Source organism: Nostoc mirabile CHAB5784 (assembly GCF_020829645.1).
In the GTDB taxonomy this organism is placed as follows: domain Bacteria; phylum Cyanobacteriota; class Cyanobacteriia; order Cyanobacteriales; family Nostocaceae; genus Nostoc; species Nostoc mirabile.
The window spans coordinates 22061-38937 of record NZ_JAIVFS010000004.1 but is presented as its reverse complement, the minus strand read 5'-3'; the positions used below and the strand labels follow the sequence as shown (position 1 = coordinate 38937).

The following is a 16877-nucleotide window of genomic DNA, read 5'->3' as shown; positions in this document are numbered from 1 at the left end:
AATTCTGCTGTATTTGCTTACCGCGTCTGCTTGATAGGAATCTCAATCAAAAACTCTGTACCCTTACCAGGTGCAGAAATACACTCGATTTTTCCCTTGTGCTTATCTACTATAATCTGGTAACTAATAGATAATCCTAAGCCAGTGCCTTTACCTACAGGTTTAGTAGTAAAGAAAGGATCAAACAATTTAGTCTTAACTTCCTCTGGTATTCCTGGCCCATTATCTTTAATACTAATAATAACGCACTCTTCATTCTTAACTTGAGTATGGATAATAATAGAACTAAGGTGTTTTTTAGCCTCTCCTTTTAAACATTCTTCTTCCCATTCATATAAAGCATCAATAGCGTTACTTAAGATATTCATAAATACCTGATTCAGTCCTCCTGCATAACATTCAACAAGAGGCAAATCACCATAATCTTTGATTATTGCAATCTCCTGCTGTTTATGCTTTCCTTTCAGACGATATTGTAAAATTAATAAAGTGCTATCAATTCCTTCATGAATATCAACAGGTTTCATTTCTGCTTCATCAAGACGCGAGAAGTTCCGCAAAGTTAGCACAATCTCGCGGATGCGGTCAGTACCAACTGCCATTGAGGATAATACTTTCGGCATATCATCAATAATAAACTCTAAATCTATCTCATCAATAAAACTATTTAGTTCTGGGTTGTAATTAAAATTTTGTTGCTGATACAGCTTAATTAAACTTAGTAAGTCCTGACTATATTCTCTAAGATGCATCAGGTTCCCATAAATGAAGTTAACTGGATTATTTATTTCATGAGCAACACCAGCAACTAGCTGACCTAATGAGGACATTTTTTCAGTTTGAATAAGTTGTACTTGAGCGTCTTGCAATTCTTGCAGTGTCTGTTGTAATTGAGTATTTTTGTGTTTTAATTTTGCTGTTCTCTCTGCAACTTGCATTTCCAACCTATAATTCGTTTCTTCTAAGGCGGCTTGAGCAAATTTTTTAGCTTTTAAGTATTGCTGTAATAAATGCAATACTGAAAGCCATGCCGGAATCAGCATTACTAAAATTATAATAGATTCTAAAATTGCCCAAAATATTATTTTGTAATAATCATCAATTTTTTGCTGTAGCTGAAGTGAGATATTACGCTTTCTTTTAGCAACCCCATCAGCATAAATTTGTTTTTGATTTTCATACTCGCCGTTAGAAATTAGTAGTTGTGCTATCTGTTTTTGATTGTTTTTAACTAATTCAAAAGATTGAGATTCTATTGCAACTAAGCGTTGATTAGCAGCATCAACTTTTTTAGCATCCTCATTTTCATATACTTGAGGAGCAAGTTTAATAGATTCTTTAATAGCAAGATCAAGCTTAGGTTCAAATTGGCGATACCGTTCTTCCCAAATCAACTTTCCTGTAGCAGCATTCATCCGTGCTGACATCGTTAATACTTCATCAAGGTAAGTAATTTCATCACTCAGTCGTTGGAGTTTAAACTCATATTTAATAATACTATTAAAGTTGTGATATGCTTGCCAGTTGAGCCAAATTTGAGGAATAAATAAGAGTAATGTCAGGAGTAATGTTACAGTTACTATTTGAGAGGGAACGAATCTCAGTTTATTAGGCAGGTGCATTTTGATAATATTTTTTCGATATATGGTAATTGGGGATTAACCAAATTTAATACACTTCTAGAAGTTTTATCTCATCAGGATTAATGCCGAAAATATTTCTCAAATATCCTATAGTTTCATTTTGATAAATTTCAAAGTTAATTTAATTTATTTGTTTAGTTTTAATTCTTCTACCATACATAAAGCCTAAATGAAAATTTATTAAATCTAATGTTGAGAAATTATAAGGATATGGATATATAAATTTAGCAAAAATTTTATAAATGAATAAATGTAGTTTATTAGTCTTTAAGTCATTATCCATTGTAAATCCAATGACAAAAGCTTCATTTTGAGGAGAAATACCTCTACCTAAAAGTATGTGAATATAATCATGATGGCGCAGACTAATTTTTCCAGGTAAAGCCACTAGGCTATTAGGATTCTCTAATAACCAAATTACAAAAGGAATTTTTGGTTCATGTAAGCTAAATACTACGGAATGTACTTTTTTCAAATTCATTTGAGCTATGTCTAGTTGAAAAGTTTCATCTAAATCAAAAGCCATAGGTATACTTATAACAAAAGAACTAATTTATTAGTATTTGTTTTTATTGTGATTTGTCTATATTTACTAAGAAAATTATTTTTATTTTTATAATTAAGTAAAGAAAAAATATTTTGGATGAAGTTTCAGTATTATTACTGAATTTAGAGTAAGGGCAAAGGCATCTAAACGAGGAATCATCGACTGATAAGGTGTCATTGCGATCGCTCGCAAAGCGTCTTGTACGCAATGCCCCATACCTGCAAGTTACCTGTCATGCAGTTAACCAAACAAGCGATGCCTAGCTTAAAAAGTTGCTCTGAGCAACTACATATCTCCAGAAATTAAATATGCGTTACCCAGAACCCTTGTAGAGACGTAGCACTGCTACGTCAAAACAATTCTTTTTCACTCCTATATCTACTGGTTAAAGGTAGGCAAACTTTTGCCACAGTGTACTAATCCGATCACAGACTCTCGTAGGTGAGTTCCGCATTTGCCCAGTTGGTTTCTGCCAAAAATTCCCTAAATGTGGTCAGAATTCCAGGAAACTCCTCTTCTCGTAAACGCTGGACATCGGCTTGATAACCTTGCTTGCGATACCACTGAATCAAATCGAACAATTCCTTTTGCAGCAAGAGTAAGAAAATCCAGGCGGGTGTCTCTTTGTAGACAACTTTCATCCCCTGCGCTTGGGAGAATGCCTCTGCCATCTCAAGAGGAGTCAGCACATCGCCAGCTAGCTCAATTTCTTGACCAATATACTTGGTGGAATGTTTAATTACGTAAGCAGCAACGCGGCCCATGTCCTTCGTTGTAATTAGATGAAGGGGCTTGTATGGCTGAATCGAAAATGGGAAACTACCTTTGAGAATGGAAGGTCGCGTGTACTTCTTCCAAAACTCCTCCATAAACAAGCAAGCTCGCAACATGGTAGTCGGTAAGCCAGCTTCTTTGAGAATTTGCTCCACTTGGTACTTTTGCTCAATGCGGGGGATTCCTGAATTCCTGTCTGCCCCACCGGCGGAATTGTAGACAAAGTGCTTAATGTCAGTCTGTTTAGCTACTTGTGCAACTCGCCTTGCTCTCGGAACCTCTAGCGGGTCAATTTTAGCGGAGTCCGCAGAAGTAGCGTGGCAGTAAACAGCCGAAATTCCTGTAAAGGCTTCTATGAGGGAGATTTCATCGTCGAGGTTGGCTTTTACCACTTCAACTCCGGCATCGTTGAGTTTTGCAAGAGTTGGACGATTAAGGTCAATTTCTCTAGTGATGACTCGCATCTTTGTAACTTTCTGTTCGAGAAATCCCTTAACGACATTTCCACCTGTGCCGCCAGTAACTCCGATGAGTAAAACTTTATCAGTGTTTGACTCTGTGCGATCGGGGAAATTTGACATTCTCTCTTCTACCTGGAGTTATTTATTTAAATTAAGTTTATCCAAAGACACCAGAAGCAAACAATAATTGAAGAAGAATTCAGAAGTCAGAAGTCAGAAGTCAGAATACATCCGTCTGAATCAATGAGTGGGAGATTTAGACCCGCCGCTCATCTAATTACCCTTGCTGGTACAGTTATCACAAGACCAAAAGACTTTTATTTCACCTTGATTGTCTTGGTATGCGTTTTCATCCCTAGCATCATTGATGGTAACAGGACTTACGCAAACAATAGCCGAAACCCTTATTTCACGTAGGGGCAATTCATGAATTGCCCCTGAGCGCGTGTACTTTTGCGTAAGTCCTAGGTAAGATACACAGTTTCCTGTGGTGCTAAAGATATTTCTCGTTCTTTCCCAACATCTTCATAGGTATTATTTTGTTGTCTCCGAATAATTAAACTCCCCTGAGCTGCTTTAGGTAATCTGTAATTTTCTTGTCCAATTCTTTGCTCTGGAACTTTTAGCTATGTATGACATCATATTACAGCTTTGCCAGTCCTTGGATCTGAGTTGACAGATAAACTTGTGCGATCGCTCTGGGGTGGCGTAGGCGTAGCCCGCACTTCGACATGGTTCGACTTCCTTCGACTGTCGGAGACGCTAACGCGAACGACTGCGCCCTTACTTCGACGCCGCTACAAGTCGGCTACGCTCTCCCAAGGCTCAGGGCCAGCCGCTCACCAGCCGCTCAGTGACCACCGTAGGCATCGTATTCTATAAGGTAGTGAGAAAATTTGGATACAGCATGGCAGCATTTGCAGAGATCGATTTAGGAGCATTACGCCGCGATTGCCGCCGACCGGGGTTAAATAATTTACTTGCCCGCCAGCGATTTGAACTATACGCCGAAAGTTATCGCCAATCACACTTTTACCCAGCTAATACTATGCTGGAGGGAGAAGTAGACCGCAAACACTTCCTCCAAACGCAGCAAGCCACCATTGAACGGTTAGCCAAACTGGGAATTATTTGAATTGGGGAATGGGGAATGGGGAGTGGGGAGTAGGGGGAGCAGGGGAAGAATAACTATTAATTATTGACTAATGCCCAATGACCAATGACTAATGACCAATGACTAATCCAATAGAAGTCCGCAATCCTCGAACTGGCAAATTTGACTACGTAATTATCCCGCCGCCCCCAAGGCTGCTGACACAGCAATGTAAGCGCACCCGCAGGGCGCAAGTTCGCTGGCAGCAACTGGGTTTAGAGGGGAGAATTGAAGCCTTACAGCAGTGGAAGGAAGCGATATTATCAGGGCGCGATCGCTTGACGGAGGCTTTGGTAAATGATACAGGAAGATTATCGACCTCAGTATTGGAAATAGACTCCTTCCTCTCTAGCATTGATCGCTGGTGTAAGTCAGCGCCGGAATTGCTGCAAGACTCTGCAAAAAATACAGCAATTCCATTTATCGCTTTGCAACAAACATCGGTTCCTTATCCCCTAGTTGGGGTAATTAGCCCGTGGAATTTTCCCCTGTTACTGTCAACTATTGATACTATCCCGGCATTACTGGCGGGTTGTGCTGTCATTGTTAAACCCAGTGAAATTGCTCCCCGCTTCGTAGCACCACTGAAAACAGCAATCAGCGCCGTTCCTGAATTGCGCGACGTATTAACTTTTGTTGAAGGAGCAGGCGAAACTGGATCTGCTTTGATTGATAATGTAGATTTGGTGTGCTTTACAGGCAGTGTAGCTACGGGGCGAAAAGTAGCAGAAGCGGCTGCTAAACGGTTTATTCCGGCTTTTTTGGAATTAGGCGGAAAAGACCCTGCGATCGTTTTAGAATCAGCCAATTTAGAATTAGCAACCTCAGCAATATTGTGGGGTTCCGTCGTCAACACCGGACAGTCGTGCTTATCAATTGAGCGAATTTATGTTGCTGAATCGATATTTGAAAAGTTTTACCATCAATTAGTAGCCAAAGCTTATCGCCTTGGGCTAGCCTACCCCACAGTCGAAAGTGGAGAAATTGGCCCCATTATCGCCGAAAGACAAGCAGCAATTATTAGCGACCATCTTTTAGATGCAGTTGAAAAGGGAGCAGTAATTCACTGCGGCGGTGTAATTGAAGATTTAGGGGGGGGTTGGTGGTGTCGTCCGACAGTTCTCACCCAGGTTAATCATTCTATGAAAGTGATGACCGAAGAGACATTCGGCCCAATTATGCCAGTAATGCCTTTTTCCACAGTAGAGGAAGCAGTGTCTTTAGCGAACGACTCAATTTATGGATTGAGTGCTGCTGTCTTTGCCTCGGAAGCCGAAGCCTTAGAAGTTTCCCAGCAGATAGATGCAGGTGCTATTAGTATCAACGATGCTGCACTCACCGCCATTATGCACGAGGGAGAGAAAAATGCCTTCAAATTCTCCGGTATGGGAGGGTCACGCATGGGTGCGGCGGCGCTGAAACGGTTCATGCGAAAAAAAGCTATTTTGATTAAAACTAACGCTACTAATGACCCTTGGTGGTTTGAGAATGGGGAGTGAGCAATGCCATCATCACTATGCAACTCATTACCGTAACCAATGGCGTAGCTTGCCGCCGTTCGCGTAGCGTTCCGCAGGAAAGGCATCGCATTCTCAGTCACGTTTAGAGCAGGAAGCACGAGATATTAATGATGGGTTGGCTGAGTCGGACTTCTATCGGTTGCCATTATTGGAAATTAAAGGGTTTAAGACCCCAACCATTACACGTAGCGCAGTTTCAGTTGGGGTTTAAATCCCCATCTGAAAATGTCTAAAATGTTTGAATGCGTGAATTTTGAATTGTTAATGTGGCATTTTGGAGAAGCATGAATCGCACCAAACTACTTAACGACATCAAAAATTTGTTCAGCTGTTAGTTGTAGCTGAATACCCAAGCGCTCCAGTTCCGGAGATTTAATCTGCGTACTCCCGATAAACCTGCCAGCTTCACGATAACTGCCTTCTGACAATTGTAGAATGGCGATCGCCTGTTCCTCTGGATCAATCAGCCAGTATTCAAGAACACCGCGTGCTGCGTATTGTTTCCGCTTCCGCACATAGTCTCTATCCCGATTGCTCTGACCTGGAGACACCACTTCAACCACCAAGTGCGGTGGAAGAACGTCAAAAGTAATAGTCAACCGCTTCCGAGTCAGCTCTAAGTGTTCCTCCCGGAGGATCACCAAATCAGGGTAGCGATTTGCAGGATCGCCAGCCTCAAGGACTGGTACTTGAAGTTCGCAAGCATGAGGCTGTACCCGTCGAAAAGGCATTCCAGCACTAACTAATAGCAGAAACAGGTAATTTGCAAGGGACGTATTTGGTTCTGACTCTGGCGGCAATTCTATTAGCCTCCCATCAACAAGTTCATAACGGTTTTCCGTCCCATCATCTATCTCTAGGTATTGCTCAAACGTCAATCGTTGGGCTGTAGTCATAATACTTCTGTGTGGCTTCTATTATTGTGGCATTTATTATTAATTAAAGAAGACGCGATGAATCTCAGAAGACGCGATGAATCTCAGAAGACGCGATGAATCGCGTCTCTACATTGCGGCGATCAAAAAGCGATCGCATTCTCATCTGTTCAAAATATCTGTTTTATCAGAGGCGATCGCTTCTGGTACAGTTTCGTCCACGATAACCAAAGCGCTTGGAAGAATTTTGATAGTTTTGGTTCAGAACACAAGTCCATTCGTTGAGAACACAAGTCCATTCGTTGAAAACACAAGTCCATTCGTTGAGAACACAAGTCTGTTCGTTTACTTGGTCAGTGGCGTGGTGTTGAAGTATGGCAAAGACAGCCGGGAATATGAGATGACAGGCATCGCTGCTCGTTTCCTTGTCGTTTAACAATAAGTTGCACACTATAATAAATAGGGCGATCAAATGCTTTACTTGGAAGCTTGCCTGTATGTCTTATCCGAAACTAAGTGACGAAGAAATTATCCAACGTGGTAAAGAATTCTACGAAAAACATATCCGTTCCCAAGTTGAGACAGTAGAGAATATTGGCAAATTAATTTCCATCAATGTTGAAACAGGTGAATATGAAATTGGTGATGATTTGCTGGTAACAAGCCGTCGTTTGCAAGCCAAACAGCCTGATGCAGCAATTTGGGCAGAAAGGATTGGTTATGATGCCGTGTATGCTGTTGGTGGTTCATTAGTCAGGACGATACAGTGATACATGGGACGGTGGTTGGGCTTCAAGCACGAATGAGTGTTTTGGTTCGTTTGGAAGACAAGTCAGATGTAGAAATTGAGTTTGTTATTGATACGGGGTTTGAAGGTTTTCTTACCTTGCCACCTGATCTGGTTGCAAAACTTAGCTTGCCATATATTGCTAAAATTCAAGCAAATCTTGCCGACAATTCCAAAACTACAACAAATGCTCATGCAATAAAGATTGTTTGGAACGGTACGGAGCGAGAAGTCATTGTGTTGGCGATGGGTCGTCGTCCTCTCCTGGGAACTGCACTACTTGCAGATTATCATCTCAGCATTGATTTTTATGAAGGTGGTACTGTCCTGGTTGATGAAATTTTGTAATCTTGCCAAAGTAAAGCATTCACGGTGAATGATGCCCATTGCTTGGCGTAGGCGTAGCCCGCCGGAGGCATCGCATCAATGCTTCAATTTTGGCATCTCTTATATATTTAGAATTAGAAAGTTGCCTTCAAACTATTAAGAAAACCTATAGGTCGGTTTCTACAATAGCGTTACACTCTATAACGGACTAAGCCTTTATGTAGATCCTGTAGCGCCTGATGAACCTAGCCGATATCCTCAAAGACTCAAACTACAAACTGTCGCAGTTTACTGCGGCGGAAATTGAGCAGTTAGAGCAGAGCATTACTTTTAAAGCAACCAAAAGTGGCGAAGTGCCTTATATCGTTTGTTTGGTGCGTCAGAAGGCAATTAAGCTTACGCCAGAGGAAGCAATTCGGCAGCTATATTTACAGGTTTTGAATAAACGCCTCCACTATCCCTTCAGTCGTATTCAAGTCGAGTATGGGGTGAACTTTGGGCGGGAGGTGAAACGGGCAGACATTGTGGTGATGGACAAAGATCGTCTGAACACAGTTTACATGATTGTAGAGCTAAAGAAGCCAAAGCTAAAGGATGGGAAAGATCAGAATTCCTGACTTGGAGTAATCTGCCTCCGAAAGCAAAGATAGACGCGATTCACATTGCCGCCGCAACTATCCACGGCATGGATTATCTGTTAACGTGGAATTGTAAACATATTGCTAATGCTCAAATCCAGGGTAAGTTAGCCGAGATTAGCCTTGATTTTGGCTATGTATTGCCTATCCTTTGCACACCCAACGAACTAATGGGATATTAGGTCATGTGGACAGATGAGATTGTCGAAGAGATCCACCAAATCCGTGAAGAGTATGCGAAGTCTTTCAACTATGATTTAGATGCAATATTTGCAGACCTACGCAAGAAGGAAGCAGAAAGCGGCAGAGAAGTCGTGAACTTGTCACGAAAACCCAGTCTAACAAAACGTTGGAGCGGACGAGCCAGAGATATTGGTGGTAATACAACGGATACTAGCTGCGGCTTAACTTAGCTGTTAGAAGCCGACGAGGAACGCGAACGCTTGACTTTTAAGACAGTCGCAGTCAAGTTCGCCAGCAGTTTCTTGCCCGATCGCTTCCGCTGCTTTAGCGATCGTCACAGCCTCTTAAAGTCTTTTACATAGGGTGATTGTAGGTTATGGCAGAATTCGTGAGAGTATGATTTCTGTGCAATCACCCCTTTCGTCTTCATGCCGACAAATGATTCTGAACTTCAAGCTCAAGCTCGGAGAATTCTGGATGCGATCGCCTTGATTCCCTTTGAACAATGCCAACCCTTGACCCGTGAGGAAAGCAAGTATTCCGGCTCGTCCTGGCATCTATGCAATCAGGCACAGGACTGAGGGATTGCTGTACATCGGTAAAACCAAAAGCTTGCGGGGGCGTTTCAGTGGTGGACACAAAGCTTTTTTGTGGGCGTGGCTCGATAAGTATAACGATGAAGATGTGCGAATCGCAGTGCAATTCATTTCATATTGGGAAAACCCTACGTTACTATTGGAGCTAGAAGCCATTATTTTAAGAGCTACCGAACCTCCTTACAACGTCCAAATTCCAACCGAAGGGTAGTAAAGCGATGCAAGCCAAACTCCAAGAGCAACTTTCCCCCAATGATGCCGAAATTATTTTAGGATGCTTACCTGAACGAATTCGCGCCGCTCTAATTGCTCGTGCTACTGAAATTGAATATCCAATCGAAGCAGTTATTGAGATGGCAATTGCAAGTTTTCTCGACACAGAAACGTTGGGTTTTGCAGATTGCAAGCCAGGGCGTGGACAATAAAAGCGTCAACTGGCGATCGCAGGCGGTGGGACTGGCGAAAGATATTGGTGTGGATAAAGAGGAACATTAGAGGCCGACGAGAAACGCGATCGCTTGGAAGAAAAACGGAATTTGTTATGCTTCAGGTCAAGTTCTAATCTTTGCTGTCACGACTGAAGCATCAGCAGTGGGATAGCCCAATCGATTACTGCATTGCTCAAACGGTTCTGGAAAATAATTTGCTTCTGATTCACAGCGATCGCGACTTTGAAACCATTGCCCAAGTCAGATCACTTTAACACTTTCGCTTTCAACCTTGAGTTTCTCCTGAAAAACTGACGGGGAAGTGCTACAAACGGAATTCGTTATGCATCGCATCAAGTTATGCCAGCGATGATTAAAGCCGTCTTTGACAACTTTCAACTTAGTAAGGTACACGCATGGCAAAAGGTGACAAAATAAACTTTTCTACTCCTAGCGGTTTTCCAGAATTTCTGCCTAGTGAAAAGCGTCTAGAATTATATTTGCTAGATATCATCCGTAGAGTTTTTGAAAGCTATGGATTTACGCCCATCGAAACACCTGCTGTAGAACGTTTAGAAGTGCTGCAAGCTAAAGGAAATCAAGGCGATAATATCATCTATGGCATTGACCCCATCCTGCCACCAAATCGACAAGCCGAGAGAGATAAATCGGGTGAAACTGGTTCAGAAGCAAGAGCTTTAAAGTTTGATCAAACAGTTCCATTAGCAGCGTATATTGCCCGTCACCTAAATGAGTTAACCTTTCCCTTTGCCCGTTACCAAATGGATGTGGTTTTTCGTGGTGAACGAGCAAAAGATGGGCGTTTTCGTCAGTTTCGCCAGTGCGATATTGATGTAGTTGCTCGTCGTGAACTCAGCTTGCTCTATGATGCTCAGATGCCTGCAATTATCACTGAGATATTTGAAGCAATAAATATTGGTGAGTTTTTGATTCGCATCAATAATCGTAAAGTTCTTACAGGTTTCTTTAAGTCAGTAGGAATTACTGAAGATAAAATTAAATCGTGTATTGGTATTGTTGATAATTTAGAAAAAATTGGTGAAACTAAAGTAAAACAAGAACTAGAGAAAGAGGGAGTTTCAGGAGAACAGACTCAAAAAATTATTGATTTTATTAAAATAGATGGTTCCGTTGATGAAGTATTAGATAAACTTAAGCATCTCGCCCAAAATTTATCTGAAACCGAGCAATTGAGCCTGGGAGTTACCGAATTAGAAACGGTAATTGCAGGTGTGCGTAATCTCGGAGTTGCCGAAAATCGTTTCTGTATTGATTTATCCATTGCCCGTGGACTTGATTACTATACTGGTACAGTTTACGAAACAACCTTATTAGGACATGAAGCCTTAGGTAGTATCTGTTCTGGCGGGAGATATGAAGAATTAGTCGGGGTATTTTTGGGTGAGAAAATGCCTGGTGTAGGCATTTCTATTGGCTTAACTCGCTTAATTAGTCGCTTGTTAAAAGCTGGTATTCTTAGTACCTTAGCTGCAACACCAGCCCAAGTGATGGTAGTAAATATGCAAGAAGATTTAATGCCAACTTATTTAAAAGTTTCGCAACATCTGCGTCAGGCTGGAATTAATGTCATCACTAACTTTGATAAGCGTCCCTTGGGTAAACAATTTCAGCTAGCCGATAAACAAGGAATTCAATTTTGTGTAATTATTGGTTCTGAGGAAGCAGCAGCGCAAAAGTCCTCACTGAAAGATTTGAAAACAGGTGAGCAAGTAGAAGTGCTACTAGTAGATTTGGCTGAAGAAGTTAAAAAAAGACTTGGCTAATATACTTTTAACATCTCTTTTTCTCTCTGCGCCGCGCCAGTTGCTTCAAGTCGGGGAACCGCAAGGGCGCACTGGCTTCTCTGCGTCTCTGCGGTTCAAAAGTTTTTTATTTAACCACAGAGGCACAGAGAACACAGAGTCACGAAGTTAAAGAGGAGTTTCTTGAGGATTAATATTTGATTAACTGACAAATCTTTTTTGTTGCAGTTTAACAAAGTTGTTCAGTCAATCAGGGGTTAACATAGGTTTTATATAGATAACTTCGATTGGGTTGCACCTTACTTAATCAAGCAAAAATATATGACAATTCTCAACGCTCGTAATTTATCCTTAGAAGAAGTTCAGCGTCTGTTTGGCTTTCAAGAACAATACAGTGATTCATTTTCTAACTACTTATCTCTGGAACCTCTCACGGAAGTAGAACAGCAGGAACTTCTGCAAATTAGAAATGACTTTCGACGTTACCTTACAGCAGGCAAAGTTACTGAAGGTCAGGTAAAGTTTCTTACAGTTGCTCCTTTACTAAGATTAGCTGGTTTTTATCGCTATCCTATTGAGATTGTTTTGGAGGAGAATATTGCTGATATTGAAGTTGAAGATGAAGATATCAAAATTAAAGGTAGATTTGATATTTTAGCTGTTAGTAAAGCTAAACACACAAAACCTCAAACATATTTTTGGGTACTGTTAATTGAATCTAAAAATAGTCAGATTGATATATCAACAGGTTTATCTCAGCTACTCACATACTCTTATAAAAATTTAGATAATCAAAAATCAGTTTGGGGATTAACAACTAATGGTAGAAGTTATCAGTTTGTCTATATCGAACAAGGAAATCCCCCTATTTATTATCTGTTACCAGAATTAAATTTAATGGAAAGAGAGCGTTCAACTCAGTTGTTACAAGTTTTAAAAACAATTTGTCAGCTTTAAAAAAAATATATCACATGGTAAGAATTATTCAAGCGATCGCTTTTGTATGTAATAGACTTTGACCTCACTTCCATTCCTGTCTCCTACAAAGAGAGAGGCTTTCAGCCTTACTCCTCAACGCTAGTAGGGTTTGTCATTACCAACATCTTTTTAATCTCTGACTTCGTTGCTAAACTGTTACGTATTTAATTTGTATATGGGATGCGGGTAAGATGCCCGCACTACAATAATTTTACGTTTTCGTCTTCAGGACTTACGCAAACAATAGCCGAAACCCTTATTGTTAGGTAGGGGCAATTCATGAATTGCCCCTACAGCGTGTAGTTTTACGTAAGTCCTAGTCTTATAGCAATTTAGCTGCACATCAGCTTATCCCGCCTTGGAATAGAATTCCAAGGCTAATAGCTTAAGTCCTCTCAAGAGGACTCAACAAAAATTTTAGTCCACTTGAGTGGACAGTGGCTAATAGCTTAAGTCCTCTCAAGAGGACTCAACAAAAATATTTAGTCCACTTGAGTGGACAGTAGCTCTGAGCCGCAGAACTTAAGTTCTGGGCGGGATATGGGTCAGCGCAATACTTTGACTGTTACAAAAAATCTGGGTAATAACAAGCCCTACAAGCGAAAGGACTGGGGGTTAGGTCTATATTAAACTCAACTGCAAACCGCGTTCACGAGTATCAAAGACTCGTCCACGAGTATCAAAGACTCGTTAACGGAGTTCAAAGACTCATTCACGAGTATCAAAGCCTCATTAACGGAGTTCAAAGACTCATTCACGAGTATCAAAGCCTCATTAACGGAGTTCAAAGACTCATTCACGAGTATCAAAGCCTCATTAATGGAGTTCAAAGACTCATTAACGAGTATCAAAGCCTCATTAATGGAGTTCAAAGACTCATTAACGAGTATCAAAGCCTCATTAATGGAGTTCAAAGACTCATTAACGAGTATCAAAGACTCGTTCACGAGTATGTCTCAAAGATTCATCAGGTTTTTGGCGAGTTTTTCGTGAGTCCTGATAGAATCTGAGAACGTATTAGCATGATTATGCACAACCGTATATTTACTATTTTATTTTTAACTCTATCTCTGGCTACGACACCCCAGTTTGTAGTTGCTCAAAACAATATCGAACAGCTATTTCAACAAGGTAACGCTGCCGAAACAGTGGGTAACAACTCCCAAGCGGAGACAATTTGGCGTAAAGTTTTGCAACTTGAACCCAATAATGGCAAAGCTTATAACAATTTGGGGAATGCTTTGCGGCGACAGGGGAAAATAGAGGAGGCATTAGCAGTGCACCAGAAAGCTTTGGAAATCAACAAAAATGATGCTGAAGCTTACGTGGGTATAGGGAACGTGCTAAATGCTCAAGGGAAACAAGAGGAGGCATTAGCATCTCACCAGAAAGCTTTGCAACTTAACCCTAACTTGGCGACTGCTTACAACGGTCTAGGCAATGCCCTGTACGACCAGAAGAAATTAGATGCAGCAGTTGCCGCCTACGAAAAAGCAATTCAACTCAACCCCAACTTAGCTTATGCTTACAACGGTCTAGGCATTGCCCTGTACGACCAGAAGAAATTAGATGCAGCAGTTGCCGCCTACGAAAAAGCAATTCAACTCAACCCCAAATATGCTGATGCTTACTACAATCTCGGCATTGCCCTGAGGGAGCAGAAGAAATTAGATGCAGCAGTTGCCGCCTACGAAAAAGCAATTCAACTCAACCCCAACTTAGCTAATGCTTACTACAATCTCGGCATTGCCCTGAGGGAGCAGAAGAAATTAGATGCAGCAGTTGCCGCCTACGAAAAAGCAATTCAACTCAACCCCAACGATGCTGATGCTTACAACAATCTCGGCAATGCCCTGTACGACCAGAAGAAATTAGATGCAGCAGTTGCCGCTTACGAAAAAGCAATTCAACTCAACCCCAACTTAGCTAATGCTTACAACAATCTCGGCAATGCCCTGTACGACCAGAAGAAATTAGATGCAGCAGTTGCCGCTTACGAAAAAGCGATTCAACTCAACCCCAACTTTGCTACTGCTTACAACAATCTCGGCCTTGTCCTGAGGGAGCAGAAGAAATTAGATGCAGCAGTTGCCGCCTACGAAAAAGCAATTCAACTCAACCCCAAATATGCTGATGCTTACTACAATCTCGGCATTGCCCTGAGGGAGCAGAAGAAATTAGATGCAGCAGTTGCCGCCTACGAAAAAGCAATTCAACTCAACCCCAAATATGCTGATGCTTACTACAATCTCGGCAATGCCCTGTACGACCAGAAGAAATTAGATGCAGCAGTTGCCGCCTACGAAAAAGCAATTCAACTCAACCCCAACTTAGCTACTGCTTACAACAATCTCGGCATTGCCCTGTACGACCAGAAGAAATTAGATGCAGCAGTTGCCGCCTACGAAAAAGCAATTCAACTCAACCCCAACTTAGCTACTGCTTACTACAATCTCGGCGTTGCCCTGAGGGAGCAGAAGAAATTAGATGCAGCAGTTGCCGCCTACGAAAAAGCCCTAACATTGCCAGAAGACAATTCTGGAACCCCAACCACGGCTCATACTGCTGCTCACAATGGCTTAGGTTTAGCATTCCAAGAGCAAGAGAAACTAAAAAAAGCCATTGAACATTTTGACAAAGCAGAAAAGATTGACCCTAATTATATCTATGCCAGTAACAACAATATAGAAGCAAGACGCTTACGGACGGAGCAAGAGAATAAACTAGGTAGTGTAGAAGACGATCGCCAATGGTTGCCTAAAGATGATCCCACTCTACCAGTTAAGCGTTCTGTGGTACGCATTACTGCGAATTTTCCTCTGAGTATTGAACGCCAAGGAATTGAGAGTGGAACTGGCGTAATAATTAAGCGAGAAGACAACCGGACATTGATTCTCACTAATCGTCATATCATTTTTGATGGCTATGAACAGGGTAAAAATATTCAAGTCGAATTTTTCAGTTCACCACCGCCAAACCGAGTGCGAATGCGGCGAAATGCCAAGCTGTTCCAAATGACTTCTGTTAACGAACAACTCGATTTAGCAGTTTTGGAAGTTATCGGTAATCTGCCAGAAGATATCCAACCTTTACCCATCTCATCAACTGCCATTACCCCGAAAATGCCCATTCGGGTTATTGGTCATTCTGCTCAAAGAGGTGAAGATAAATCTTGGTCTATGCAATCAGGACAAATCAATAGCTATCAAAACCAGCGATTAGAAATATCTCAAGCTGGACTCAAACCCGGTTATTCTGGCAGTCCTGTAATTGATTCGCAAAATCAACTTTTAGGTATCGTCTTCGCCCGAAAAACAGGTGAAGGCCGAGATTTGGCTTATTCCATGTCTGAGATTCAAAAACAACTGTCTACCTGGAAAATGAAATAGACGCGATTAATCGCGTCTCTACAAGTGATGAATCACTTTTCTGTTTCTTTACTTTGAATAAACTATGAATTATAAAATTATTCTTGCCAGCCTATTAATCTTCAGCGTCAGCCATCTTCCTGCTGCTGCTTCTTGCCCAGAAGGGAACCCAAAATCTACCGATTATATCCGCCGCAAACCACCCAACCGTTGCGAAGGTGTCAAAGAAGAACAATTAAGCGGCAATAGCTTGAGCTTAATTTCCATTGCTACCCGCAACCTTGCTAATTTCGGCAAAACCCTGACAGTGCAAATTCCCCGCATCAATGGAGGTAAAAATCCTCAAGTAATAGTGAAATCCTTGGGTGATAATTATCACTATCAAATGGATGACTTGTTAATGTCTAATAATGGTTCGCGCTTCAGCTTTAGCTGGGATACTTACGTTCTCAGGCAAGCAAAAATACCAGCTAACAGCCTTCGCGCTATGGCATCCTATAACCTTGGTTCCCAACCTGTCTATGTTCCAGTCATTCTGGGGCAAACTTCGGGTAAGTATGAATTTGTCTTTTATTCCCAAGACCGAGTGAGATTTACCACCTTTGAAATCCTCTCCAAAGGTCAACCAGCAATCTATAGCACTTCCCGCCCCAACCCGAAAAAGGGTGAAATTATTTTTACCTGGGATGGTCGCAATGCCCCATCTGGGCGCTATGAAATGCACTACGTTGCTTTTATTAACCGAATAGGTGAAGCTAGCGATCGCATCGAAAGACGAATTGTATTTGAACATAACCCAAATTGGTTGAAATAAA

At 41.5% G+C, this 16877-nt stretch carries 17 protein-coding genes and 2 pseudogenes; 15 read left to right on the top strand and 4 right to left on the bottom strand.

The genetic code is table 11. The features are described from left to right. Positions 1-17: 17 nt before the first annotated feature. The 3 genes from LC653_RS04570 to LC653_RS04560 all read right to left on the bottom strand — a co-directional run bounded on the left by LC653_RS04570 (position 18) and on the right by LC653_RS04560 (position 3545). Positions 18-1622 carry a sensor histidine kinase gene (locus tag LC653_RS04570; RefSeq protein ID WP_229492878.1) on the bottom strand — a complete coding sequence of 535 codons (1605 nt, stop codon included), beginning with the start codon at positions 1620-1622 and terminating at the stop codon, positions 18-20. Positions 1623-1764: 142 nt separating this feature from the next. Then, the gene (locus LC653_RS04565; protein WP_229492877.1) at positions 1765-2169 is read right to left on the bottom strand and encodes a hypothetical protein; all 405 of its coding nucleotides are present in this window, start codon (positions 2167-2169) and stop codon (positions 1765-1767) included. Between the two features lie 446 nt (positions 2170-2615). Beyond that, positions 2616-3545: an NmrA family NAD(P)-binding protein gene (locus LC653_RS04560; protein WP_229492875.1), complete on the bottom strand. Its 930-nt coding sequence runs from the start codon at positions 3543-3545 to the stop codon at positions 2616-2618. Positions 3546-4323: 778 nt separating this feature from the next. Here LC653_RS04560 and LC653_RS04555 point away from each other — a divergent pair. Continuing rightward, positions 4324-4560, top strand: a pseudogene (locus LC653_RS04555) (nitrilase-related carbon-nitrogen hydrolase); the annotation flags it as partial. 98 nt (positions 4561-4658) lie between these two features. Beyond that, positions 4659-6077, top strand: a complete 1419-nt coding sequence (locus tag LC653_RS04550; protein ID WP_229492873.1) for an aldehyde dehydrogenase family protein — start codon at positions 4659-4661, stop codon at positions 6075-6077. Between the two features lie 320 nt (positions 6078-6397). Here the strand turns inward: LC653_RS04550 and LC653_RS04545 are convergent, their stop codons facing one another. Next, positions 6398-6994: a Uma2 family endonuclease gene (locus tag LC653_RS04545; protein ID WP_229492872.1), complete on the bottom strand. Its 597-nt coding sequence runs from the start codon at positions 6992-6994 to the stop codon at positions 6398-6400. Between the two features lie 76 nt (positions 6995-7070). On the opposite strand from LC653_RS04545, the gene LC653_RS04540 reads away from it, so the two are divergent. The 13 genes and pseudogenes from LC653_RS04540 (at position 7071) to LC653_RS04485 (ending at position 16876) form a co-directional block, all read left to right on the top strand. Beyond that, entirely contained in the window at positions 7071-7409 is a 339-nt protein-coding gene (locus LC653_RS04540) for a hypothetical protein (RefSeq protein WP_229492871.1), read from the top strand. Positions 7410-7470: 61 nt separating this feature from the next. Continuing rightward, positions 7471-7743 (top strand): hypothetical protein, encoded by a 273-nt coding sequence (locus tag LC653_RS04535; protein WP_069069588.1) that lies wholly within the window; start codon positions 7471-7473, stop codon positions 7741-7743. A gap of 32 nt (positions 7744-7775) precedes the next feature. After that, on the top strand, positions 7776-8108 hold the full coding sequence (locus LC653_RS04530) for a clan AA aspartic protease (RefSeq protein ID WP_229492869.1): 333 nt from the start codon (positions 7776-7778) through the stop codon (positions 8106-8108). 218 nt (positions 8109-8326) lie between these two features. Continuing rightward, positions 8327-8704 (top strand): type I restriction enzyme HsdR N-terminal domain-containing protein, encoded by a 378-nt coding sequence (locus tag LC653_RS04525; protein WP_229492868.1) that lies wholly within the window; start codon positions 8327-8329, stop codon positions 8702-8704. Then, positions 8695-8907: pseudogene (locus LC653_RS46745) on the top strand (PIN domain-containing protein); the annotation flags it as partial. The gene LC653_RS04525 and the pseudogene LC653_RS46745, both read left to right, overlap by 10 nt. A gap of 3 nt (positions 8908-8910) precedes the next feature. Then, positions 8911-9138, top strand: a complete 228-nt coding sequence (locus LC653_RS04520) for a hypothetical protein (protein ID WP_229492867.1) — start codon at positions 8911-8913, stop codon at positions 9136-9138. A 292-nt stretch (positions 9139-9430) separates the two neighbouring features. Beyond that, positions 9431-9715: a GIY-YIG nuclease family protein gene (locus tag LC653_RS04515; protein WP_229492865.1), complete on the top strand. Its 285-nt coding sequence runs from the start codon at positions 9431-9433 to the stop codon at positions 9713-9715. A gap of 7 nt (positions 9716-9722) precedes the next feature. After that, positions 9723-9929 carry a hypothetical protein gene (locus LC653_RS04510; protein ID WP_229492863.1) on the top strand — a complete coding sequence of 69 codons (207 nt, stop codon included), beginning with the start codon at positions 9723-9725 and terminating at the stop codon, positions 9927-9929. 140 nt (positions 9930-10069) lie between these two features. Further along, positions 10070-10207 carry a PIN domain-containing protein gene (locus LC653_RS04505; protein WP_229492861.1) on the top strand — a complete coding sequence of 46 codons (138 nt, stop codon included), beginning with the start codon at positions 10070-10072 and terminating at the stop codon, positions 10205-10207. A 141-nt stretch (positions 10208-10348) separates the two neighbouring features. Next, a complete protein-coding gene (gene hisS, locus LC653_RS04500; protein WP_229492859.1) occupies positions 10349-11737 on the top strand; it encodes a histidine--tRNA ligase in 1389 nt (462 codons plus the stop codon). Positions 11738-12037: 300 nt separating this feature from the next. After that, positions 12038-12673, top strand: a complete 636-nt coding sequence (locus LC653_RS04495) for a restriction endonuclease subunit R (RefSeq protein ID WP_229492857.1) — start codon at positions 12038-12040, stop codon at positions 12671-12673. Between the two features lie 1049 nt (positions 12674-13722). After that, the gene (locus LC653_RS04490; protein ID WP_229492856.1) at positions 13723-16083 is read left to right on the top strand and encodes a tetratricopeptide repeat protein; all 2361 of its coding nucleotides are present in this window, start codon (positions 13723-13725) and stop codon (positions 16081-16083) included. Positions 16084-16147: 64 nt separating this feature from the next. Further along, positions 16148-16876, top strand: a complete 729-nt coding sequence (locus LC653_RS04485; protein WP_229492854.1) for a hypothetical protein — start codon at positions 16148-16150, stop codon at positions 16874-16876. The last annotated feature ends 1 nt before the right edge of the window (position 16877 follow it).